Source organism: Pseudoalteromonas sp. S1609 (genome assembly GCF_005887255.1).
Lineage (GTDB): Bacteria > Pseudomonadota > Gammaproteobacteria > Enterobacterales > Alteromonadaceae > Pseudoalteromonas.
This window is the reverse complement of sequence record NZ_PNDJ01000054.1, coordinates 1-23,163: the sequence shown is the minus strand read 5'-3', so window position 1 is coordinate 23,163 and position 23,163 is coordinate 1. Positions and strand designations below refer to the sequence as shown.

The 23,163-nt window shown below is 38.3% G+C and carries 17 protein-coding genes; 11 read left to right on the top strand and 6 right to left on the bottom strand.

The window, feature by feature from the left end; genetic code table 11:
- The first annotated feature begins 435 nt into the window (after positions 1-435).
- Both CWB76_RS14165 and CWB76_RS14160 read left to right on the top strand, forming a co-directional pair.
- The gene (locus CWB76_RS14165; protein ID WP_138608466.1) at positions 436-930 is read left to right on the top strand and encodes a general stress protein; all 495 of its coding nucleotides are present in this window, start codon (positions 436-438) and stop codon (positions 928-930) included.
- A gap of 118 nt (positions 931-1,048) precedes the next feature.
- Positions 1,049-1,642 carry an acyl carrier protein phosphodiesterase gene (locus CWB76_RS14160; RefSeq protein ID WP_138608464.1) on the top strand — a complete coding sequence of 198 codons (594 nt, stop codon included), beginning with the start codon at positions 1,049-1,051 and terminating at the stop codon, positions 1,640-1,642.
- Between the two features lie 23 nt (positions 1,643-1,665).
- Here the strand turns inward: CWB76_RS14160 and CWB76_RS14155 are convergent, their stop codons facing one another.
- Positions 1,666-1,974: a hypothetical protein gene (locus CWB76_RS14155; protein WP_010390782.1), complete on the bottom strand. Its 309-nt coding sequence runs from the start codon at positions 1,972-1,974 to the stop codon at positions 1,666-1,668.
- 175 nt (positions 1,975-2,149) lie between these two features.
- Between CWB76_RS14155 and CWB76_RS14150 the strand changes: the two genes are divergently transcribed.
- Both CWB76_RS14150 and CWB76_RS14145 read left to right on the top strand, forming a co-directional pair.
- Complete coding sequence (locus CWB76_RS14150) at positions 2,150-3,262, top strand: efflux RND transporter periplasmic adaptor subunit (protein WP_138608462.1); 1,113 nt, start codon at positions 2,150-2,152, stop codon at positions 3,260-3,262.
- Between the two features lie 21 nt (positions 3,263-3,283).
- Positions 3,284-6,418 (top strand): efflux RND transporter permease subunit, encoded by a 3,135-nt coding sequence (locus CWB76_RS14145; RefSeq protein WP_138608461.1) that lies wholly within the window; start codon positions 3,284-3,286, stop codon positions 6,416-6,418.
- A 92-nt stretch (positions 6,419-6,510) separates the two neighbouring features.
- Here the strand turns inward: CWB76_RS14145 and CWB76_RS14140 are convergent, their stop codons facing one another.
- Both CWB76_RS14140 and CWB76_RS14135 read right to left on the bottom strand, forming a co-directional pair.
- Positions 6,511-8,691, bottom strand: coding sequence for a GAF domain-containing hybrid sensor histidine kinase/response regulator (locus CWB76_RS14140; protein ID WP_138608459.1), 2,181 nt, complete (start codon positions 8,689-8,691; stop codon positions 6,511-6,513).
- 214 nt (positions 8,692-8,905) lie between these two features.
- Positions 8,906-10,600: a GGDEF domain-containing protein gene (locus tag CWB76_RS14135; protein WP_138608457.1), complete on the bottom strand. Its 1,695-nt coding sequence runs from the start codon at positions 10,598-10,600 to the stop codon at positions 8,906-8,908.
- A 220-nt stretch (positions 10,601-10,820) separates the two neighbouring features.
- Between CWB76_RS14135 and CWB76_RS14130 the strand changes: the two genes are divergently transcribed.
- From CWB76_RS14130 to kynU, 3 genes are all read left to right on the top strand, one after another.
- On the top strand, positions 10,821-12,122 hold the full coding sequence (locus tag CWB76_RS14130; protein ID WP_138608455.1) for a metal-dependent hydrolase family protein: 1,302 nt from the start codon (positions 10,821-10,823) through the stop codon (positions 12,120-12,122).
- Positions 12,123-12,247: 125 nt separating this feature from the next.
- Positions 12,248-13,078, top strand: a complete 831-nt coding sequence (locus CWB76_RS14125; RefSeq protein WP_171039638.1) for an alpha/beta hydrolase — start codon at positions 12,248-12,250, stop codon at positions 13,076-13,078.
- 2 nt (positions 13,079-13,080) lie between these two features.
- Positions 13,081-14,316, top strand: coding sequence for a kynureninase (kynU, locus tag CWB76_RS14120; RefSeq protein ID WP_138608453.1), 1,236 nt, complete (start codon positions 13,081-13,083; stop codon positions 14,314-14,316).
- Between the two features lie 92 nt (positions 14,317-14,408).
- Here kynU and CWB76_RS14115 read toward each other — a convergent pair whose 3' ends face one another.
- Together CWB76_RS14115 and CWB76_RS14110 are read right to left on the bottom strand one after the other, a co-directional pair.
- Entirely contained in the window at positions 14,409-17,660 is a 3,252-nt protein-coding gene (locus tag CWB76_RS14115) for a methyl-accepting chemotaxis protein (protein ID WP_138608451.1), read from the bottom strand.
- A 245-nt stretch (positions 17,661-17,905) separates the two neighbouring features.
- Positions 17,906-19,063 carry a PA0049 C-terminal domain-containing protein gene (locus tag CWB76_RS14110; protein WP_138608449.1) on the bottom strand — a complete coding sequence of 386 codons (1,158 nt, stop codon included), beginning with the start codon at positions 19,061-19,063 and terminating at the stop codon, positions 17,906-17,908.
- Between the two features lie 214 nt (positions 19,064-19,277).
- On the opposite strand from CWB76_RS14110, the gene CWB76_RS14105 reads away from it, so the two are divergent.
- From CWB76_RS14105 to CWB76_RS14095, 3 genes are all read left to right on the top strand, one after another.
- Positions 19,278-19,784: a DUF3087 domain-containing protein gene (locus tag CWB76_RS14105; RefSeq protein WP_010390796.1), complete on the top strand. Its 507-nt coding sequence runs from the start codon at positions 19,278-19,280 to the stop codon at positions 19,782-19,784.
- Positions 19,785-19,951: 167 nt separating this feature from the next.
- Positions 19,952-20,401 carry a low molecular weight protein-tyrosine-phosphatase gene (locus tag CWB76_RS14100; protein ID WP_138608447.1) on the top strand — a complete coding sequence of 150 codons (450 nt, stop codon included), beginning with the start codon at positions 19,952-19,954 and terminating at the stop codon, positions 20,399-20,401.
- A gap of 100 nt (positions 20,402-20,501) precedes the next feature.
- Positions 20,502-21,014 (top strand): hypothetical protein, encoded by a 513-nt coding sequence (locus CWB76_RS14095; RefSeq protein WP_138608445.1) that lies wholly within the window; start codon positions 20,502-20,504, stop codon positions 21,012-21,014.
- A gap of 57 nt (positions 21,015-21,071) precedes the next feature.
- Here the strand turns inward: CWB76_RS14095 and CWB76_RS14090 are convergent, their stop codons facing one another.
- Positions 21,072-22,169 carry a TonB family protein gene (locus tag CWB76_RS14090; protein ID WP_138608443.1) on the bottom strand — a complete coding sequence of 366 codons (1,098 nt, stop codon included), beginning with the start codon at positions 22,167-22,169 and terminating at the stop codon, positions 21,072-21,074.
- 232 nt (positions 22,170-22,401) lie between these two features.
- Between CWB76_RS14090 and CWB76_RS14085 the strand changes: the two genes are divergently transcribed.
- Complete coding sequence (locus tag CWB76_RS14085; protein WP_010390804.1) at positions 22,402-23,025, top strand: GTP cyclohydrolase II; 624 nt, start codon at positions 22,402-22,404, stop codon at positions 23,023-23,025.
- The last annotated feature ends 138 nt before the right edge of the window (positions 23,026-23,163 follow it).

The following is a 23,163-nucleotide window of genomic DNA, read 5'->3' as shown; positions in this document are numbered from 1 at the left end:
CCATAAATAGGCGATAACGCCGCATCAATGGCAAACCGGCGTTGCCCGAAGGGTTCTGCCTAGGGGCAATTAAGTCCTTGTTACTCGATTTTTACTTATTCTTACATGGATGTAAGCCAGTAGAATAACGCAGGAGCAGTTATCGAGCCTACTAGGTTACAAACCTAGCGCCGCGATTAAATCGCCCCTAGTTTGAACGAATTTTAATCCGCAAAGGTCAACAGACCCTAATCTCTTTGTAATTATACTCATATTTCAATCGCTTGAGTGATACCTATGTGTGTGAACTTTTTACAACTTCTAGCAACTTTTACTTTAAAACGTAGAGTCCTACTTTGCTTTGTTATTTATCTTTCTGATTTTAAAGGATTAAAACTTTGGTTTGAATGTTGCTAATTACTTAGCGTACTTTCTTAAACAAATAAAGGAGTTATTATGAGTACTGTTATTACTGGGTTATTCGATAATGCATCACAAGCAACATTAGCAATTTATAGATTAGAAGCTTTAGGTGTAAGTGAGGCGGATATAAGCATTGTTGCTAACGACTCGTATACAAAGGAAGACTTTGCTGTAGATGAAGGTACCAAAGCTGCAGAGGGCGGTTTGCTGGGCGCTGCATCTGGAGGCGTGTTAGCAGCAATTATTGGTGGTTTTACCGCTGTTGGTGCAGTCGCTTCGGGTGGTGCCGGATTATTAGTCGCAGGTCCTTTGGTTTCAGCACTTGCAGCTGGTGGCGCAGGTGCTGCCGTTGGTGGGACTTTAGGTGCAGCAATCGGCGCATTTATTCCAGAACATGAAATTAAGTATTATGAAAACGCAATTGAGAAGGGTTCAATACTCGTCGGTGTTAAATATAACAGCGATAACAAAAATAGTATTGAAGAGATTCTTGATAATGCTGGTGCAAGCAAGGTTTCAAAAGCGTAATATTTTAGAATGCACTATAAGTATCTAAAAAGTAAAAAGGTGGAACTGCGTTCCATCTTTTTACGCGTTTGATTTTTAAAACTATCTGAGCTTAGTATATTAATCTATATGGAAACCAATGAATTATTTAGCTCACCTTTATTTAGCACAGCCTACGGCTGATTCTCATTTTGGCAACTTACTGGGAGATTTTGGTGGTCAACGACAGCTAACATACATACCGACAAGTGTTAAAAGTGCGCTAGATAACCATTATTTAGTGGATAAATTTACTGATGCACACCCTTTAGTTAAAGAAGCTAAACAGCTTTTTTCACCCAAGCGCAGGCGCTTTGCAGGCGTGGCTGTTGATGTGGTGTTTGATCATTTTCTGATTGCGCATTGGCAGCAGTTTAATAACCAATCACTGATTGATTTTAAGCAAACCAGTTATGCGCTTTTGGATAAGCGTATACCTGTAATGCCTACACGAATGCAACGTGTAGTAACCAGTATGACACAAAACGATTGGTTTAAAGAGTATGAAAGCGTTGATGGGGTTGGGCGGGCGCTTGATAATATTGCTAAACGGGTTCGCTTTACTAATAATTTTGCAGGCACCGCTGAAGATATAACCCGACATTATAGTGAGCTAGATGGACTGTTTTTAGCGTTTTTTCCTGAGCTAATTGAACACGTTAATAAGTTTAATTTGGAGAGCGCACCAAAGTAGAGTGCGCTTACAAAATAAGTGGTTTAGTCGTCTGGTCCTTTTAAGGTAAATACTAAATGTTTACGCATATCTTTTAAAATTACGCCTTTTTTAAGCATTGCACCGCTTAAGCGCTTTTGCCATTTTAATAACTCAGGCTCTGCCGCAGTTAGTGCCTGTTGGTTTTCAAACTGAAAACACATTAGTAAAGAGCCCGGAAATAAATGATATTCCACATCAAACCAGCACTGCAGCATACCTGGAATTTCAGCACGGCCTTGCTCTTCTATTTTGTCAGCAACATTGAGGACGAGTGCTTGTTGTTTAACTTGCACAGCAGATAGTTTTTTCATGGGAGAAGATCCAATTTAGAGGCTAAGAATACAGCCGGAATAATGCATTATACCCAAGCTTTCAGGGTGATAACAATGTTAGCCATACTTTAAATTAGATGGCTCATAGTGAAGACTGATTGTGGTTAGTTTAGTAGTTCAATCGGTTTGAATACACTATTTATCAAGGGAAATTATGAATCATATAGTTGTTTTTTTAGTTATTATTTTTATGCTGTCAGGGTGCTCTGAAGAGCAAGTTCCTGAGCAAAAATTAAAACCTGTTTCTGCCATTGAGTTAAAAAAAACTAAATCGTTTGATAGTCGTATTTTATCAGGTGTTATCCAACCTGCTAACACAGCCACTTTAACATTTGAGGTTAGCGGAAAGGTCGAAGACGTTTTTTTTGAAATTGGTGAGTCTTTTAAAGAAGGTGAGCCGTTAGCTAGGCTGGAACAAACAAAATATTTATTGGCAGTGCAAGAGGCCAAAGGACAGGTCTCTAATGCAAAGGCTACGATGCTAAATGTTAAGCAGGATTTTGAACGTAAAGCGTCACTGGTTGATGATGGTGCGGTGTCTGGCGCGCAATACGATTTAGCAAAGTCGCAATATGAGAGCGCCAAGGATAAAGTCGATATTGCTCAAGTGCGACTAGCGATGGCAAGAGAAGAGTTAAAAGATACCACGCTAATTGCGCCCTATGCTGGGACTATCTCAAAACGTAATATTGAACCTTCGCAACAAGTCAGCCCTAATATCTCGGCACTTTTAATCCAAGGTAAAGAAAGTTTTGAAGTCTCAGCGCTTGCGCCTGAAGGGCTTCTCTCTTCGTTAACTATTGATAAACCGGCAAAGGTAACTATTTCAGCTTTAGATAAATCGTTGAATGCCAAAATTAAAGAAATTGGCTCAGCTGCTCAAGGAGCGAATGCTTTTCCTATTATTTTAAAAATCTCAGCTAATGATATCGCAGGTATCAGAACGGGTATGAGTGCAGAAGTGCAATTTAAACAACAGCAGGGAGAAAGCGATGGTTTTATGGTGCCTGTAAGTGCAATCATGGCAAAAGAAAATAACCAACACTTTGTTTTTAAAATGATAACAACAGCGCAAGCTGACTCACAACCAGCTGGCTACGTTTTACAAAAAACAACAGTGGATGTAATGAAATTTTTTGCGCAAAAAGCGCAAATTAAAGGAGATTTAAAAGAGGGGGAACAAATTGTTAACGCGGGAATGGCTTTTTTACACGATGGGCAAAAAGTAACGCTTATCGAAGGCGAAATTAAGCGCCTTAATCCATAACCCGCTACGGAGATTTAAACGATGAAGATCCCTACTATTTCAGAGCTTGCTCTTGATCATAATCGCCTTATGTTAGCTATTGTTTTTGGCCTTATGTTATTTGGCGCCTTTAGTTATTATCAACTACCAAAGCAAGAAGATCCTAAAATAAAAATTCGTGAAGCTGTTGTCACAACCGCTTATCCGGGGATGAGCGCAAAAAAAGTAGAGTTGTTGATCACTAAAACACTCGAAGAAGCTATTCGTGAAATGCCCAGTATTGCCGAAATTCGCTCAGTATCTATCCCTGGTCGTTCTATTATTCACGCTGAGCTTAAGCAAAGTGTTGAGCAAAGTGAGTTTGATCAACAATGGGATAAACTGCGCGATCAAATAAACGCAGTGCGTGATGACTTACCCAATGGGACATTGCCTTATGTAGTAAACGATGATTTTGGTGATGTTGCCGTATTAACAGTGGCACTTATTGCTGATCCTGCCTACAGTATGGGCGATCGCCAAGATGTGGCGCAACACATTGCTGATATGCTGCATCAAGTTGAGGGCACTAAAAAAATTGATATTTTGGGCATTCAACAAGAGCGTATTTTTATTGAAATTGAAAATGCTAAGCTCGCTCAACTGGGTATTGCACCTGACCAATTGATTGGTGCTTTAAAAAACCAAAATATTATACGCCCTAGTGGGGTTATTGACGCCAATGGCAAAAACTTTATTATTCAACCTTCAGGAAATTACCAAAACCTTGCCGATATTAGAAGTACACTTATCAGTGTACCTAACCAGCCTGAAACAATATTGCTGCGCGATATTGCTAAAATAAGCCGTAAAGTGGTCGATCCCCCATCAAGAACAAGTTATTACAATAATCGCCAAGCCATTATTTTTGCCATATCTAAGGATGAACAAGCGGATGTGCTTAAGTTCACTCCTAAAATAGAAGCGATGATAGCGCAAATTAATCAAACTATTCCTGCAGGCTATCAATTAAAAAATATTACGCGCCAAGCCGATGTGGTTGAAGATGCAGTATTTGGTGTGACTTTTAGTGTTTTGCAAACCATCGTTATAGTATCAGTTGTGGTAGTGATGTTTTTAGGCTTACGCACTGGTCTGATTGTGGGCTCGATTGTGCCAGCAGCGATTTTAATCACGCTTTCAGTTATGAACTTTATGGGTATTCCATTAGAGCGTATGTCGCTAGCTACTTTAATTATTGCGCTTGGTCTTTTGGTTGATGATGGCATAATAATGGCTGAAGATTTTAAAAAGCGTATCGAAGATGGCGAAACGCGTGATGATGCTATTCGTAACACTTCAGGCACTCTTGCGATACCGTCTTTAACTTCATCATTAACAACTATTCTTGTGTTTTTACCCCTTATGTTGGCACAAAGTAGTGCCGGTGAATATACGCGCTCGATCTCCTTGGTGGTGCTAATTGCATTACTTACTTCTTGGGCGCTAAGCCTGACATTTACTACTTATTTATGTCATCGCTTTGTTAAAAAAGAAACGAGGCAAAAGCAAAATATTGTTCGACGTAAAATTAATCGCTTTTTTGATAGCCTCACCCCGCTTTACGAAAAAGCATTACGACAAATTATGCGTGCGCGTATTGCGTTTGTTGTTGTTATTTTAGGACTATTTTTGGCAGGGGGCTGGGCTATGAGTCTAGTGCCTGCAAAGTTTTTTCCTGATTCTGATCGAGCACAAATTTTAGTGTACCTTGATATGCCAGCGGGTACTTCAATGCGTAAAACTGACGCAACGGTGCAGGCTATTTCAAAAAACTTGGATGATAAAGAACACTTTCCACATATTGAAAAATATGCGGCCTATGCTGGATTTGGTGGTCCTCGGTTTGTTTTATCACTTACACCTATCGACCCCGAACCTTCAAAAGCATTTTTTATGATTGATGTAGGTGAACGAAAGTTCGCCGATCCTACATTAAAGAGAGTGCGAGAGATGTTTGCTCAAGATTTCCCTGGTGTGATGGGGCGTGTTACGAAAATGTTCTTAGGGCCATCTGATTCTTCACTAATAGAGATTCAAGTTAAAGGTCCTGATAGTGATTATATTTATTCTGTTAGCGATGAAATTAAAACTTTGTTGCGAAATGTAGATGGCACGTTTGATATTAAAAGCGATTGGGAAAACCGCATTACGACACTTAAACTTGAGGTTAATCAGCAAAATGCTCGTCGTGCCGGAATTAGCTCAAATGATGTTGCCCAAGCGTTAGAAACCTATTTTTCTGGACGCATAATATCCGAGTTTCGTGAAGGTGATGATATATTCCCTATTGTATTAAGGGCACAAGACAGGGAGCGTTACGATTTAGATCGGATCAATAGTGTAAGTATTTATTCTTCTGCTAGAGGCGTCAGTGTTCCTTTAATGCAAGTGGCTGATATTCGCTATGAAACGCAATTTGCGCGAATTGCGCGTGAAAATTTATTTCGTACCGTAACGGTACAAGCTAAAAATCAAATTATGTCGGCGCAAAGTATGGTGCCCTTACTTGAAGAGAAGCTTGATAAAATACGAGAGAAATTACCACCTGGTTATGAAATAGAATATGACGGTGTAGTTGGAGACTCCGCGGAATCGCAAGCTGCTATTTTAGCTAATTTACCGCTGTGTATTGCCATTATGGTGTTTATTATTATTGCGCAGTTTCGCTCTTACCGTGCAACCAGTATTGTATTTTTAACCGTACCCCTAATTATTATTGGTGCTGCTTTTGGTTTGTTGGTTATGCAAGCAAACTTTGGGTTTATGGTTATTTTAGGTTTATATGCGCTTGCCGGTATTATCATTAATAATGCGGTGATTTTAATAGACCGAATAAATATTGAACGTAAACAGATAAAGTACTCAGAGCAACAAACCGCAGAGCAGTCTAATCAACAAAACTTTGAGGCGGTAATCAATGCTTCTTTAAGGCGTTTACGCCCTATTTTGATGTCTACTTGCACAACGATAATAGGCTTAATGCCACTTATTTTATCTAAAGATGTTTTGTTTTATGGTCAAGCAAGCACTATTGCGTTTGGTCTTGCAATGGGAACAATTTTAACATTAGGATTTGTTCCTGTTGTGTATACGTTTTTCTTTAAAATAAAGCCAGTTAAAGCAGATAAAAAATAAACTCAGCGTGAGTTAGAGCAGACCCAAGATTGAGATTTTATAATAATTTTAAGCCTATTAGGTGGCAATTTTAGCCACTAAGTAGGCCTGTTTTACTCATGCTTTATTTGTTTAGATAAAAACAAGTTCGTGACATCAGCAACTTTTACTAATGACTCTTTATCAGCATGACTCCAAGTTACCTTTGAGTCTACACTTTCACAACAAATGACACCTAACGGCTTGTTATCAAGTTTATAAGTGTAATCAAGTAAAGAATAAATATTGAGTGGCTCAAAGTAAGAGTGAGTAAACGACTCGGTTACTTCGTTATTTCTGGCGTCTGAGGCGTCGAGTACTTGGTTGGTTAAAATATAGTTGAAATAAGCAGGGGAGTTTTCTGTATTTAAAACAGCACCACTTGACACGTCATCATTTTCATCAAGACAAATTAAGCAACTTAATGCGCTGTATTCTTTATTAAATAACCACAGACTGAGTCGATTGGCATTAGGAATAAGCGCTTTTAACTCTTTGCATATTTGGTTTAGCTTCCTGTTACTAGAAACATTAGGATCGCTAATTTTTACTGCTAAGTTTTTGAGGTTGAGGTTTTTAGGATTATAAACATTGAGTAAGCTGTTGAGCTTAGCTTTATCGAACGGTTTTGTTAAGTAGCCATCCATGCCAATATCTAAATAATGCTCAATGTCTTGTTTTAGGGTATTTGCTGTCATAGCGATAATTGGAACGATTTTACCTGTAGGAAGCGATCTAATAGCCTGTGTGGCTTTTATTCCATCTATTTCAGGCATTTGTATATCCATGAAAATTAAGTCTACAGGGTGTTCTTTGAAGTACTTAACGCATTCTTTACCGTTCTCTGCGATTATTAAATCAGCATTATGTACCTTGAGCATTTTAACAATAATGAGCTGATTTATTTTATTATCTTCGGCAATTAAGACAGTACAACCTTGTAAGTTTGTTAGCTCAACGCTTTGCTTTGCTATTATTGGTGACAAAACAATCTCAAAGCGTTGCTCATAGGTGAACGTAGAGCCTTTACCTATTTGGCTGGTGAAGCTAAGGTGCCCCTGCATTAGCTCACTTAAACGAGCACAAATTGATAAGCCTAAACCTGTACCCCCATATTCTCTTGAGGTCGATGAGTCTGCCTGATGAAATTCTTTAAATAAATGTTCTTGAACAGTCTCATTAATGCCAAGGCCTGTATCAATAACTTCAAACTTGAGTACTTGTGTTTGCAATGTACTGCTTTTAATACTTACTTTCAGTTCGACTTGGCCAGTTTTGGTAAATTTAATCGCATTTGAGCACAAGTTATTTAAAATTTGCGAAACCCGAAGAGGATCCCCTTTAAAATTATCTGCTATTTTAGAGTCTACCGATGTAATAAGCTTTATACCTTTAGTAGACGCTTGCTGTAACTGGGGCTTTATCACATCGCTAATAACGTCATTAAGATCGAAGTCGATATGTTCAATTTCTAATTTACCAGCCTCAATTTTAGAAAAGTCTAAAATGTCATTTACAATATTTGATAAGTAATGAGCTGACTTTAATATACTTTTTAAAGTGCTGTCTTTTTCCTCTGTTGTGGTTTCGGTCATACCAAATTCAGCTAAATTTAAAATCCCATGCAATGGGGTTCTCAGCTCGTGAGTCATATTTGCTAAAAATTTACTCTTAGTGTTATTGGCCGTATCTGCTTCTTCTTTTAACTTTTCTAGTTCTTTATTGTGTGCTTTTTGTTTTTCTAATGCCATAGACAGCTTTTTATTATTAAGCCTAAGCTCTAGTTGCGCAATAACCTCTTTGCCCAAAACCGTGAGCGCATTTATTTGTTTGCTCGAAAGCTTTTTTGGTTTATCACTAATAACACATAACGTACCTATAGCATTACCTCTAGGAGTGATAAGTGGTGTACCTGCGTAAAAGCGAATGTTTGGGTCGTTTGCAACCAAGGGGTTATCGTGAAAGCGAGTGTCTGTCAGTGCATTTTGAACTTCGAACACTTGGTTTTCTAAAATTGCGTGAGAACAAAATGATATATCTCGTGCTGTTTCGGCTACATCAATTCCATATTTAGACTTAAACCATTGCCTGTTGGGATCAACAAGGCTTATCAGTGAAATTGGCGTTTCGCAAATATCAGATGCAAGTTGGGTTAAGTCGTCAAAGGATTTTTCAGCTTCAGTGTCTAAAACGTCATACTCATATAGGTCTTTTAGCCGTGATAGTTCATCTTCAGGTGTTGACGCTTTTATCATTATGCAACCTTGTTTTTGATGTGATTAACACTAGATAATCGAATAAAAATAATAGCGGACTAGCTGACGTAAAATAAAAAAATACGCGTTTAATATTTTTGCCTAAAGTGTATTTATTTACGAACTCAAATTTAGCTAAATACATTTAAATTATTATGCTCAAGTAGTTAGCTTATATGACTAGTTAAGTTTTTACCAATTGATTTTAAATTGCTCAATCAACAATCCTATTACGGCCTTTCGTTTTTGCTTCGTATAAATAGTCATCAACGTATTTTAAGCTGTTTTGTAGGCTGATAGAGCCATCATGGGTAAGCAGCCCAATACTTACCGTAAAGCTAATATTTTTATTGCGATAGAAAACTTTATGTTGATTAATCGTGTTTTTAATTCGCTCAGCGGCTTGCTTAGCTTCTGCTTTGTTTGTATTGGGCATAATAATTAAAAACTCTTCACCGCCCAGGCGAAATACAAAATCGTGCTTTCTGGTTAAAGCGCGTAATGTATTGGTAAGTTCTTTTAAGCTTAAATCGCCAGCTTCGTGGCCATAATTGTCATTTATTGCTTTAAAATGGTCTATGTCGAGCATTAATAATGAAATATAGGTGTTTTTATTTTGCGTTTTTAATAGTTCATCGCTGAGTGTTCTGTATAAAGTTCGTCTATTTAAACAGCCTGTAAGTGGGTCTATATTGGCTTGCTTTTCTAGCTCTTTATTAAGTGAAGAGAGTTCTTGAGTACGCGCCTGAATACGTTGCTCTAAACTGGTATTGAGGGCTATCAGTTTATGCTCTATGTTTATTTCTTTGGTTACGTCGTTTTGTACAGCAAAGTAATAAGCCACTTTGCCGTCTCTAAAAATGGGTGATATGGCCAGTTCATTCCAATAAGGGTCACCATTTTGCGTATAGTTTAAAATTCGGGTGGTTATAGGGATGCCTTTTTTAAGATGAATTTTAAGTTGCTCTATTGTGTTGGCGTCAGTTTTTTCACCTTGTAAAATGGAGCCAAGTTTTTTACCTTCTACTTGATTCAGTGGGTAGCCCGTAATTCTTTCAAATGAGCCATTTACCCAAATAACACGCTTGTCTTTATCGGCAATCACCATTCCTACAGTGGTTTCTTTGAGTGCAGTAACTAAAAAATCCCGCTCCAGAGCTATTTTTTCATTCCCTGATATGTCTTGAAAAATGCCATATAACTTAGTGATTTCACCGTTTAAATCTCTCGATACATTGCCGCTTGATATAACAGTGCGCTCTTGTAGATCGTCATCTACAACACGAAGCTTTATACAGCTCCATTCTTGTCCGCATGCAAGAGCTTGCTCGATCGCATCTGTTATTTTGGATTTGTCATCTTCATGATAAAAATTTATTGCAGTATCTAGTTGAGGGGAATAGTTACTCGATGAAACACCATGAATGGTGTAAATTTCATCGGTCCAAAATAATTGGTTAGTTATACAGTCGAACTGCCAATAGCCTACCTTTAATACTTCGCCGGCATTTTCTATGATGGTTTGTAATTCGTTATTGCTAATAACAGACGACACTTGGGCAAAATGCTGGTTAAAAACTAAAACTATATATTGGTGTTGGTTTTGCTGCACACTGTGTAAGCAACAATTTAGTTTAATGGAGTAATCGGTTGCTAATGTTAGTTCAATATCAAATTGGTCTAACTCATTATGTTGCGATTTTAGTGCGAGAATTTGTTGTTGTAATAGATCTTTGCTTTCAGTAGTACAACAGCCATAAAGGCTTTCAATGGTGGGTACTTTTTTAGCTGCAACATTAAGCTCTGACCACCTTTGAGAAAGATAACTAAGCTGATTATTATTATCAAATACCATTAAAAGAAAATTACACTTTTCTAGCAGCGCAATATTTATGTCTTTAATATCCATAAGCTCCCTACATATGAAAAGTATTACAACAATAAGGTTGAGTATAGACACCTTCTTTTATTTTTTCAGTTTGAAGACAGTGTTAATAGTTGGCAGAATTCTTACTAAAAATGTATTTCAGGTTTGTTTTTATCACTTTCCTGATAAGGTATTGGTTGTATAACAATATTTTAACGTTATTTCGTTGTTGTTAACGCAGAACGAATCACTGGAGAGTTTAATGAGCATATTTCGATTGAGTGTTGTTACCTCGTTTTTTTTCGCAGTTAACATCGTTGCTACTAATGCACATGCGAGTACTAAAATAATTCATGCAGGAGAGTTATTGGCTATTCCCGGAGAAAAACCACAACAAAAACAAACTATAGTAATAGAAAATGGCAAAATAGTTTCGGTATCAGCGGGTTTTTTACCTATCAACCGTTTTGGTGAAGATGCTCAGTTAATCGACTTATCGACCCGCTTTGTTATGCCTGGGCTCATGGATATGCATGTGCATTTACAAGGTGAACTTGGGCCAGATAATAAAAAAGAGCTGGTGGAAATGTCTGATGCAGATGTAGCAATGCGCAGTGTGCATTTTGCTAACAAAACTCTTATGGCAGGTTTTACTACAGTGCGTGATGTGGGCAGTCAAAGTGAACAAATGTATGCATTACGTAAAGGTGTAGAAAATGGCTGGGTTGATGGGCCGCGTATTATTGCTGGTGCGGGCGTTACTATTACTGGCGGACACTTAGATGTTGATGGTATGAGCCCTGATTTACTCACCATAAAAACACCACCAACAGTGTGTGATGGCGCTATTGAATGCCGCAAAAAAACTCGCTATGCAATTAAATACGGGGCTGATTTAATTAAAGTTGCTTCTACCGGTGGCGTGCTTTCGGATACTACTACGGGCACAGGGCAGCAAATGCAAGACGATGAACTTAAAGCTGTAGTTGATACCGCACATGGTTTAGGGCGAAAAGTAGCTAGTCATGCGCATGCCGCTCAAGGTATTAATGCAGCATTACGTGCGGGCGTTGATAGCATAGAGCACGGTAGTTATACCGATGATGAAGGCATTAAATTATTTAAAGAAACAGGGGCTTATTTAGTCCCTACTTTGCTTGCAGGGCACACCGTAGTTGGGTTAGCAAAAAACAGTGACTTTATGTCTGCGCCAATTAAAAGCAAAGCAATTAGGGTGGGGGGCGATATGCTCAACAATTTTACTAAGGCTTATAAAGCTGGGGTAAACATTGCATTTGGTACCGACAGTGGCGTATCTAAGCACGGCATTAACGCAAAAGAGGCGGTATTAATGCATCAAGCGGGTATGACTCCTGCTGATATTTTAAAATCGGCAACCGTCAATGCTGCTGATTTGATTGATATGAATCATAGCTTAGGCACTATAGAAGCTGGCAAGTTTGCTGATATTATTGCCTTAGACACCAGCCCACTTAGCGATATTAGCGCTTTATTGGATGTTGATTTTGTTATGAAAGAAGGCGCGGTTTTTAAACAACAATAAATCATTCTATTTATTTTATTAATAATGACGTAATAGCCCTGGTAAGTCGTATAAAAAAATTTGTAAACGACTGCCAGCGTTTTTAGTTATATCGCTTTTAAGGTTAAAAAAGGAAGTATTTTATTTTGAAATGCTTAGTAGTTTTATTTTTAGTTGTATGGCCTTTTTTGGTTAATGCCAACGCGCAGATAGTTGAATTTCCTGATGTAAATAATAATGTGGCATACGCAAGTGTGGCTTCATTGGGATTTAACCCAGCGGATGAAAAAATAGCATATGGGGATAATGAATCGCAGTTCGCATTACTTTGGCGCGCAAAACAAATCCAGCCGCAAAACCCGTTAGTTATTTTACTTCATGGTGGTTGTTGGCTAAGTGCATACGATATTAAACATACCTACGCGTTAAGTACGGGGCTTGCACAAGCTGGTTTTAACGTGTGGTCTTTAGAGTATAGAAGAAGCGGCGCAAGCGGTGGTGGCTGGCCTACAACGTTTAATGATGTAAAAGCCGGAATTTTAGCGGTAAGTAAATATAATAATGGCGAGTTTAAATTAGCTGACTCGGTTGCGGTAGGGCACTCCGCTGGTGGGCATTTAGCTCTGCTTGCTGGTGGTGAAATTGATCAGCTCAAAGGGGTTATTGGCTTAGCCCCTATTACTGATATAAAAGCGTATGCACGCGGTAATAACAGCTGTCAAAAAGTGACAAAGGATTTTATGCAAGGTATGCCAACCGATAAACCCAAGGCTTACACGCAAGCTAACCCGAGCGAGCAGTCGCTTCATCCACAGAGTATTATTTTACAAGGTGAGCAAGATACCATCGTGCCTGCTTTTAATTTAGAGCAGCTTAAACGCCCTGTGGTTATGCTAGATGGTGTGGGGCATTTTGATTGGATCCACCCAGGTTCTGAGGCATTTAAAACACTAATACAAAATTTGAATGAGATGTAACAATGAATTTTAATGAGATTGTAGCGCTTGATAACGCGGATACGCTGGCTAATAAACGTGATGAATTTGAGTTACCCACAGACACTATTTACCTCGATGGTAACTCATTAGGGGCTTTGCCTAAAGCCGTAAAATCGCGCGTTGCAGAGGTGGTAAGCCAGCAATGGGGTAGCCACCTAATTAGAAGTTGGAATGATCACCAATGGATTGATTTACCTACTCAGGTAGGTGAGAAAATAGCCCCTATTATTGGCGCCGCTAAAGGCCAAGTTATTTGTTGTGACTCTATTTCAGTTAACTTATTTAAACTGTTAAGTAGTGCGTTATCGTTAAACCCTGAGCGAAATGTGGTGTTATCCACCGAGGATAACTTTCCTACTGACTTATACATGGTACAAGGGTTAAGTGAATTATTAGGCCCCGACTTATGTCAGCTAAAACTCGTCGCAGAGCAAGATATTGAACAAAGCCTAAATGATACAGTGGCAGTATTACTGTTAACACAGGTGAATTTTAGAACCGGTAAATTGTTAGATATGCAAAAAATCACCCAGCTAGCTCATGAAAAAGGCATTTTGGTGATATGGGATTTAGCTCATAGTGCAGGTGCTATACCGGTTGAACTTGATGACTGTAATGCTGATTTTGCTGTTGGTTGTGGCTATAAATACTTAAATGGCGGTCCTGGTTCGCCTGCGTTTTTATATGTAGCAAAACGCCACCAAGCTGCTGTAAAACACCCCTTATCAGGCTGGATGGGTCATGCAAAACCATTTGCTTTTGATGCAAAATATCAACGTGCTAACAATATAAATCAGTATTTATGTGGTACACCCAGTGTAATTGCTATGAGTGCTTTAGATGCTGCGCTTGATGTATGGCAAGATGTAGATATTTCACAAATAAGAGAAAAGTCGATTGCACTTGCTGACGTATTTATTAAATTAGTAAAAACACATTCATGCTTAAGTGATTTGCGCTTATGTTCCACTGAAAATTCGAGCCAAAGAGGTAGCCAACTAGCATTTTCACATACCGATGCGTTTGCTATATGTCAAGCGTTAATTGAAAAAGGGGTTATTGCTGATTTTCGTGCACCTAATATTCTACGCTTTGGTTTTACGCCACTTTATACTTCGTTTGAAGAGATTTGGCAGGCAGTGGCTATTTTAGCTGAGGTGGTTAAAACCCAGCTATATACCCAGCCACGTTTTAATTTAGCGGGTAAAGTGACGTAATTTTATAATTGTATATAACTAACAATGGCTCATTGAGTTTCTCAAGTTAAAAAGTGCGTTGCGCTAGCAGGATAACTGGCAGCGCATTTATTCTATTGTTGCTCTTTTTTTAGATTAAAGTAATTGAGTTGCACTCTCATCTCGGTTGCTTGTTCTGCCATTTGTCGTGCTGCTGCCATTGTTTCTTCTGTAATAGCTGAGTTTGCCTGAGTTAGCCCCGTTAAACGTTGTACAACAAGATTGACCTCTTTAATTGCTTGCTCCTGTGCGGAGGTAGAATGCGCTATATGTATTATATTTTTACTAACATCGCTAACAGCTTGCATTATGTGTTTTAGTTTTTTTCCTGAGGTGTCTGCTAATTCAGTCCCAAGCGCTACTTTTTGATTACTATTTACAATAATACTTTTTATCTGCTTCGCAGATTTAGCACTACGTCCAGCTAAATCACCCACTTCATTAGCGACTACAGCAAAGCCCCTTCCGTGGTCGCCAGCCCTAGCAGCTTCTACGGCGGCATTAAGTGATAGTAAGTTTGTTTGAAAAGCCAGGTTGTCAATAACCGTAAGTATTTCGTTTATGTCTTTACTGGCTTCATTCACTTCATCAATCGCGCTAACAGTCTGTATTGATAATTGGTTTCCTTCTTCTGCAATTTCCTCAGCATTGCTTGCTAATGCCACGGCACTTTTTGATTGTTCAGATACTTTAGTTAGCTCATCTAGCATTTGCTCAGTACTTGAGCTTGCCTCTTCAAGGTTGGCAGCTTGCTCTTCTGTGCGTTTACTTATTTCAGTATTGCTTGAAGCTATTTCACCTGCATTTTGCATAACCTGGCTCGCTGACACTTGAATCTCTTGAATGACATTGGTTAATTTATCGATAGTCGCGTTTGTGTCGCTTTTCAGGGTATTGAATACGCCTTGATATTGCCCTTCTATATTTTTGGTAAGGTCACCTTTAGCTAAGTTTGATAAAACGCTACTTACTTCATTTATAGCCAGTGAAACTAATGAGGTAGACTCATTAACATTATTTTTTAAATCTTCTAATTGGCCCTGTAGTGGCTGTTTTAATTGATGAGAAAAATCGCCGTTTGCCATTGCAGCCATTACTTGATTGAGATCATTTATGACGTGTTCTAGATTAGTAACTGATTGGTTTATATCTATTTTTAAACTGTTTAGTTGGCCAGTCATGGTTGATGAAATAGTATGATCAAAACGCCCCTGACTAATTGCTAGCATGACTGATGAAATTTCAGTTAAAGCATTATCAATAGCCGTGATTGATGTATTAATATTACTTTTCAACTGCTCCAATTGACCGCTGGCTTCACCTTTTATCATTTTTTTAAAGTCACCCTTACTAACAAAGGTCATGACTTCACCTATTTCATTCATTACATTATTTAAATTAGCCATGCTGGAATTAATATCTTGTTTTAAGGTATTAAGTTGTCCAGCTAATGGGGCGTCTAATTGCGCTGAAAACTGGCCTTGTCGTAATGCACTCATAACGTCACTAATACCATCTATGGCAATGCTTAAGCTATTTACTGAGTTATTCACGCTGTCTTTTAGCTGGGCAAGCTTTCCTTTAGCAGGGTAAGTAATTTGCTCTTTAAAGTTACCTTGCTCTACGTTAGCCATAATATCTACGATACTATTCATTGTGTTATTTATTGAGGAAAGCGATTGGTTAATATTACTTTTTAAGGTGCCTAACTCGCCTGACATTGAGGCATTAATTTGAATATCAAATTGACCATCAGCCATAGCAATCGCAATGTTATTTAACTCGTTTATTGCACCGTTTAGTGAACTCGCACAATCGTTGGTTGCTTGTTTTAACGTATCTAACTCTCCTCGACATGGTGCTTCAATACGTTGATCAAATTTACCCGCAGCCATATGATTCATAACACGATTTGTTTCACTAATAGATAACTGCAGAGCATCAAGAAGAGTGTTAAATGCTTGAGTACTTACGCCTATCTCATCGCTTGAATAGACAGTTGCTCGTAATGAAAAGTCACCTTGTTGTTCAACTTTTTTCATCGTATCAGCCAGGGCATGTATTGGTTTTGTTAATGTTCTCGCAAACCAATATGCGGCAATAGTAACAATGAAAATAGTGATTAAAAGTATAATAATGAGTTGTTGAGAAAGTGTGGTTATCGACTCAAAAGCTTCTTGTTCGTCCATTTCTGCTATGAGGGCCCAGCGAATATTAAATACATTTACTGGTGCAAATGCAGACAGCACCATCTCATTGTTATAATCACTTATCACATGCTGCCCTTTCTCATTTTTTAATGCTTTGATTACAGATAAGGTATTCACTGTGCCTTTATTTGGATTTCTAAATGAGCTTTCTACAGAGTGATTTATCGGATCAATATAAGAGTCAGAGCGCATTAACCCTTCAGGACCAACAAGGTAGGTTTCTCCGCTTTCACCCAATCCGTCACGCTCTTTCATGATTGAATTGATATCTTCAATCGATAATTGGGCGGCTAAAATAGCAATCGTTTTACCATCAACAACAATAGGCTTACCTATAAAGCTCGCAGGGGCATTATATGAAGGGGAGTACTGTTTATAATCTGCAAATGCAATTGTTTGTGGGTTGCTGCTATCTTTTAATTGTTGAAATAAACTCGCTAAATTACTTTTAGCATAGGGCCCTGTTTGTAGCGATGTGGCAAAGTCGACTTCTTTATAAACGGAGTAAACAATATTGCCATTTGTTGGGTCGATAATGAAAATATCGTAGAACTCATTTATATTGGTCATATCTCGTAAATAAGGGTGATATTGGCGGTGCGCTTGCTCGTAAGAGTCTGATTGCTCGGTTGCAGTTAGTTTTTGTTTTTCACCAATTGGATTTGGGTTATTAGCCAAATAACGAGACTGCAGCTCAATACTTTTTGGATTCATTTGCTCTAACGGGGATGATGAAACTGTATCTGTCGGGTTTAGCTGTTTAAATTTTGGAGTAAAAGACTCTTTATAAAAGCGATTTAAAGACTCTGATGAGTTTGAAGGGGAAATATCATTAAATCCTTCTATAAACTTTGTCGCCATATTGGCCATTTCTGGATTTGCTTGTAGCACATTAAGCTTTTTTTCAATATTGATAAAATAGCGTTTAACAGCGCTTTGTTTTACTTCACTCACAGCGTCTAATCGTGAATAAACCTGTTCTGTCATCGAGTTTGAGGCTGTATTAATTGCAACAACAATAATTATTGTTATTGGTACTAGGGAAACAACTAAAAAGGCGGAGATAAGTTTTTTTGTTAAATTTAATGAGTTAATAAATTGATTAATCGTGTTCATTACTATGTCCCTGTAATAAGGATTTACCTCAAATGAGCATAGAACACAATTTGTGAAGATCTAGTTAATAATTAAAGTAATGAGTTTTTATTATAAAATAGCCAAAGCGGATTCAGAGCACTTTTAATTTTAATGCAACTACAGCATGCTCTTTTAGCGGTTTAGTTTAATAAAACGTAGGAGCATTTAAGCGCTCCTACATTTGTTATTTAATCGATATGTTAACGTTGAAAAAGCAAGCTATGTTAGAGCGCTAGTAAACTGTGCTCTAACATAGTTTGAATTTGTTTTACTATTTTAGCTTCGGTTTCGGGTTCAAACTGAGCAATTCGCGGGGTGTGAATATGCCCTGTCGGGATATCTGAGTTTAGCTGGTTACGAAGGCGAATACTTCGATACGAAATTTCGTTAGATAAATAACCACCGCCACCGCCGCGCACTGCAGTTGATTCTTTTAATTCTTCGAAACTGTTAGGCTCAAAGTCTTTTTTGAGGTTAATAACATGGCGGTTATCATTAATCGCAAAAGAGCCTTTTGCCTTTAGCATAGCGCTAACAGGTAAGCTAAATTCTACAAACTCAGTTCCGGGTAATGGGCGGTCGTGTAAGCTTGGAATGAGAGGCGCTGTTTTGGTACCGCCATATACTATATTGGCGTTGTCGGGGGCTGTTACACTGCGGCGCTTACCTGGAAAGCGCTCAAGATCAAAATCCTTACTACCCATACTAACGGTAACCACCATATCCACATTATTAAGTGCGTAATAAGGGGCAAGTAAGGACTCTATGATGCCCTGATCAAAGTCTTCATATCGCACAGGCACCATTACAGTGTTTATTTCAGCACTAATCCCTTTATAGTTTATTACTTGGCCATCAAGAAGCAACGCAGCTACGCCCGATGGGTTACTTTGGTTTATATTTCTATCAAGTAAAAATGGGTCAAACCCAGTTAGTAGTATCTTTTTAGTGGTGTTTTGTGAGTAGCTTAGGTCTGTGCGACCTCGGCTTCCGTTTTCTAGTAACGTTAATAACACTGTTTGCTGCGCGGTGCTCAGCGAAAATGCAGGTTTTGTGGTACGAATTATTTTACTTGATTGTAAGCGAGCCCAATAAAGTGCGCGATCATCTAAGTTTTGCGTTGTAGCGATGCGTTTTTTTGCACTAAACCATAATCGTTTTGAGTAGTCATTAACGGCATCTACGGCTTGTGCATAGCTTGAGAGTGACTTGAACTGCTGCTCAAATTGATTAACTTCGCTGGCAAAAGCGCTTAGTACGGCTGGCATCGCTTGGCTGGCTTTTTCAATTCGCAATTCTTCTGGGGTTAGCGGTGTGTTTAAATTGGCTAAAGTACTAAAAGAAGAAAGTATTAAACTTGTGGCAATCAGTGTTTTTATCATGATGTTCCTATACTAAGTCGTATTTGTTGCCTACTATCCTATGCCTAATAAGTGGGTGCAAATAAAATCGTTGGTTGGTTTTATGTTGAAAGCAGTATAAAACAGGCGCTAAATCAAAAACTACGGGTATTTTATTAAAAAAGAGTCTTAACTCTGTGATGGGTTTAGCTACAATGGGGCTGTGTATTTTTTAGTTTTTTACTTTTAGGCAGCTATGCAACTTATTCAAATAGATAAAGCACGTTATCGTAAACATTTAAATCGCGTTATTGTCGGCTGTGCAGCAGGTTTAGCTGTGGGCAGTTTAGCAATTTCACAAACCTTAATTGCATTATTTCCCGATGAAAGTGGTAGTCATTTTCATTGGAACTTATTAGGCGTAATTGTTACGAGTATTGGCATTGGCTGGTTGTTAAATAAATACCGAACACATCCTTTTATGAGTGAGGTGGTGTATGTGTGGGAGCTTAAAAAAGCGCTTAATAAAATCACTCGTAAAATGGCTAAGCTAAAAGCGGCGGGACGAGAAGGTAACCCCGATGCATTATTGGCGATTCAATATAGTTATGCGGGCTCACGATTATTATGGCAGCTTGACGATAACACCATCACTATGGATGATTTAGCGATTAAACAAGCCGAGTTAGATAGCGTTGCGGCCAAGTTCAACTTAACCTTAAATGCTGATGACTACAATGATGCAATTTTAAAGCAGTTTTAAGTTATAGGGATTGCAAAAATCATAACCCTCTAAGGCCTTCTGCTTTTTTCTTACGTATGAAAAACACGTATGTTTAGTGCTTAAGCAACTGGAAGGCTAGCAAAAACTATTAGCCTCATTAAAATAACGTTTATTACTGATTTTTTGCAAAAGCTTGGGAGTCATAAGTGAAAAGAGTACTAATAGTGTGTTTGGGAAATATATGCCGTTCACCTACCGCAGAGGCGGTATTAAAAGCTCGCGCTAAAAAGTTAGGTATTGATCTGCTAGTGGACTCGGCAGGGACTATTGGTCATCACGAAGGTAATCAACCAGATAGGCGCTCAATGCAGGCTGGTGAAAAACGCGGTTATAGTTTTAAAGGTATTTTTTCGCGCAAGGTGCGTAGTAGTGATTTTAGCGAGTTTGACCTTATTTTAGCAGCCGATAAACAAAACCTGTCGGATTTAACCGCACGTTGCCCTGAACATTTGCAGTACAAGCTTGCGTTGTTTTTAGAGTATGGCGAGCAAGCACAAAGCGCAATTCCCGATCCTTACTATGGCGGTGATGATGGCTTTGAAAAGGTACTTGATTTAATAGAGGCCGCCAGCGATAACATACTGGCTAAGATTTAATCCCTATTTTTATTATTAAAGTTAAATTTAACAAGCTTTTTTTCGTATTGCACTGCGTCCCTAAAGTAAGTACATTTTATGCTCACTCAGAGGGGAACTTATGAAAACAAAAATATTACTACTCGTTTTATCCATTGCTTCTTACTCTAGTGCTGCCAACGAGATTAATTTTTCGGTTGGGGGAGGCTATCCTTATTTAGTTATTCCTGAAGTGTCTTTATCATCTAACGACAACACACAGCGCTGGTATGCAAACTATAAACTAGGCCTAGATGATGGATTTTCAGCAGGTTTTGAACAAGCAGTAAGTGATAATAAAAAGCATGCTTTTGGTGCACTTGTGGGCGCTATTGGCGCAAGAGATACTGATAAAAAGTGTGAAAGTTCAACAAATGACGATATAGCAAGTGAATTTGGTAATATTATAGGTTGTGCAATTAGCGGTATTTTTGATGAAGAAACCACTAACGGTGTAGGGCTTACTTACAGCTATAACTTTAATGGGTTAAACAACTCCGGTTTTAGACTGGAATTAGATATAGGCTACGGAAAAGCAAGTGATAGTAACGAAAAAAGAGCGGATGGCGGTATTAGTTTAAGCTATGAATTTTAACTGCTCTGAGAATAGCAATTGAAGCAAAAGGCGCTCATCGCGCCTTATTATAGTTAGTTAACGTTTTACTTTAAAATCGAGCTGTACTTTAGAAGTTGCTGCAACCGCTTTTCCATTTTCAAATTTAGGGGCATAGCGCCATTGCTCTAATGCTTCTACTGCCGACTTTTCAAAGGCCAAGCCACCCTCAGAGCTAAGTACTTGCAGATTTTTTACAAAGCCAGATTCATTGACTTCAAACTCCATAACTACGCTGCCATCTTTGCTAAATCGCGCTTTGTTTTTAGGGTATTTAGGTTCAACGCGGTATAGTGGTGTTTGCTCTTGGCTTTCTTTCCACGGCACCATTTTAGCTATCGCGATACAGTGTTTAGTGGCTTCATCACTTTTGCCTTGTTTTTCATACAAGCCAATTAATCTTGAATGTGCGGTAAGCTCGGCGGTGTGATCGTAATTTAAGTTTTCATCAAATACCTTTACTACGCGATTAAGTCGTTCAATTGCTTGAGTGTATCTTTTTCTACCCTCAGCAAACGACGCCATTAAAAAGTCAGCTTTTATTCGTTCAACCGAGTTTTCAGGTAAGTTAGCTTGATAGTACTCATCGGCTTCTTCTAAGTAGTTTTTAGCTTCATGGTATTTTTCGTAGCCGAATTTATTGGCTAATATGGTTGCCGCTTCTAATTTCATGTCAGCCAAAAATTTAGGTTTGTTTTGCGTATTTGCTATTGCAATCACTTGATCTAAATAATAATCCGCTTTTTGAGCTGAGGGCGCAAAATTAGCCATACCAACTAAAGAATCAACGGTTTCTAACGATTTTTTACCATGGTTATTAACAGAAATAGTATAGGCTTGCTGGTAAAGTGAAAAACGCTTTTCAATCCATTTTTTGCCATAGCCATTAATTGATTTTGCATAGTTAATAGCTAAGTTTGCGGTGTTATCTGAATTATCACCGTAAACAGATTTACCTAATGTATAAGCACGCTCGGCAGTTTGTTGTACATTGTCTGCAGCTTTAACCGCATCCAGGTAACTTTGATAAGCATTGTTAAATTCTACTTGAGAGGTAGTTACTTGCTCTGCCTGTGAGGTGGAACACAGTACTGATAAACTTAAGCCCATCAGTAATACACGTTTATTTAGTTTCATAATGATCCCTATTATTTGTCGGTGGTAAATTAGCAAATCCTTATGTGTATGTCATCATTTTAGGTAAACCAAGGTAAATATGCGTTGCTAATATATTTATGCTTACATATTGAAAATAGCCGCTGTCGTCGCAATATATTTGACATTACTTAGGGTGTACTACGATCCAATTTTGAACTTTTGTGATATTATCACTTTATCGTGTCGTAGTTTTTTAATATTTGGATTGGTCGTGGCGCAAGTAAGAGCAAGAGTCCAGCTTAATGTTGGCAAAAATAGTGATATTCCTGCAGAAATTATCTCGTTTAGTGGCTTAAAAGATGGCCAAGAGCATGTTGCTTTAGTATTTAATAACGCCGATACCCAGCAAGGTGTCCCACTTATTCGTATGCATTCTGAATGTTTAACCGGTGATGTATTTCATTCGTCACGCTGTGATTGTGGTGAGCAGTTAAACGAGTGTATTGAAATGATGCATGAGCAGGGCGGTATTTTACTTTATTTACGCCAAGAAGGGCGTGGTATTGGTTTATATAATAAAATTGATGCGTATGTACTGCAATCACAAGGTATGAATACTTACGAAGCTAATAACCATTTAGGTTTTGCTGATGACTTACGTGACTTTTCAGATGCAGTGTTAATGCTCAATGCGCTTAATTTAAAGCACGTTAAATTAATGACTAATAACCCTAAAAAGCTCAATGCATTAAAAGATGCAGGTATAGAAGTTGATTCTGTTGTGGGTACTCATGCTCACATTAAAGCTGGGCTTTCAGGTAATAAAGCGTATTTAGAGACAAAGATTAAGCATGGCTCTCACATGCTAGATATTAAGAAAATTAAAAAACCTTAGGGTCTGTTGACCTTTCAAGGTTAAATTTGCAGCAGTCTGTTTGGTATTTAGGCAAGGCAGAGCCTATGTGGTGTGGTTATTCCCCATAAATAGGCGATAACGTAGCATCAATGCCAAACAGGCGCTGCCCTAAGGGTT

Bases quoted from the DNA above. Each gene is read 5' to 3' on its own strand.
- CWB76_RS14165 (WP_138608466.1), top strand. From the start codon at position 436: ATGAGTACTGTTATTACTGGGTTATTCGATAATGCATCACAAGCAACA.
- CWB76_RS14160 (WP_138608464.1), top strand. From the start codon at position 1,049: ATGAATTATTTAGCTCACCTTTATTTAGCACAGCCTACGGCTGATTCT.
- CWB76_RS14155 (WP_010390782.1), bottom strand. From the start codon at position 1,974: ATGAAAAAACTATCTGCTGTGCAAGTTAAACAACAAGCACTCGTCCTC.
- CWB76_RS14150 (WP_138608462.1), top strand. From the start codon at position 2,150: ATGAATCATATAGTTGTTTTTTTAGTTATTATTTTTATGCTGTCAGGG.
- CWB76_RS14145 (WP_138608461.1), top strand. From the start codon at position 3,284: ATGAAGATCCCTACTATTTCAGAGCTTGCTCTTGATCATAATCGCCTT.
- CWB76_RS14140 (WP_138608459.1), bottom strand. From the start codon at position 8,691: ATGATAAAAGCGTCAACACCTGAAGATGAACTATCACGGCTAAAAGAC.
- CWB76_RS14135 (WP_138608457.1), bottom strand. From the start codon at position 10,600: ATGGATATTAAAGACATAAATATTGCGCTGCTAGAAAAGTGTAATTTT.
- CWB76_RS14130 (WP_138608455.1), top strand. From the start codon at position 10,821: ATGAGCATATTTCGATTGAGTGTTGTTACCTCGTTTTTTTTCGCAGTT.
- kynU (WP_138608453.1), top strand. From the start codon at position 13,081: ATGAATTTTAATGAGATTGTAGCGCTTGATAACGCGGATACGCTGGCT.
- CWB76_RS14115 (WP_138608451.1), bottom strand. From the start codon at position 17,660: ATGAACACGATTAATCAATTTATTAACTCATTAAATTTAACAAAAAAA.
- CWB76_RS14110 (WP_138608449.1), bottom strand. From the start codon at position 19,063: ATGATAAAAACACTGATTGCCACAAGTTTAATACTTTCTTCTTTTAGT.
- CWB76_RS14105 (WP_010390796.1), top strand. From the start codon at position 19,278: ATGCAACTTATTCAAATAGATAAAGCACGTTATCGTAAACATTTAAAT.
- CWB76_RS14095 (WP_138608445.1), top strand. From the start codon at position 20,502: ATGAAAACAAAAATATTACTACTCGTTTTATCCATTGCTTCTTACTCT.
- CWB76_RS14090 (WP_138608443.1), bottom strand. From the start codon at position 22,169: ATGAAACTAAATAAACGTGTATTACTGATGGGCTTAAGTTTATCAGTA.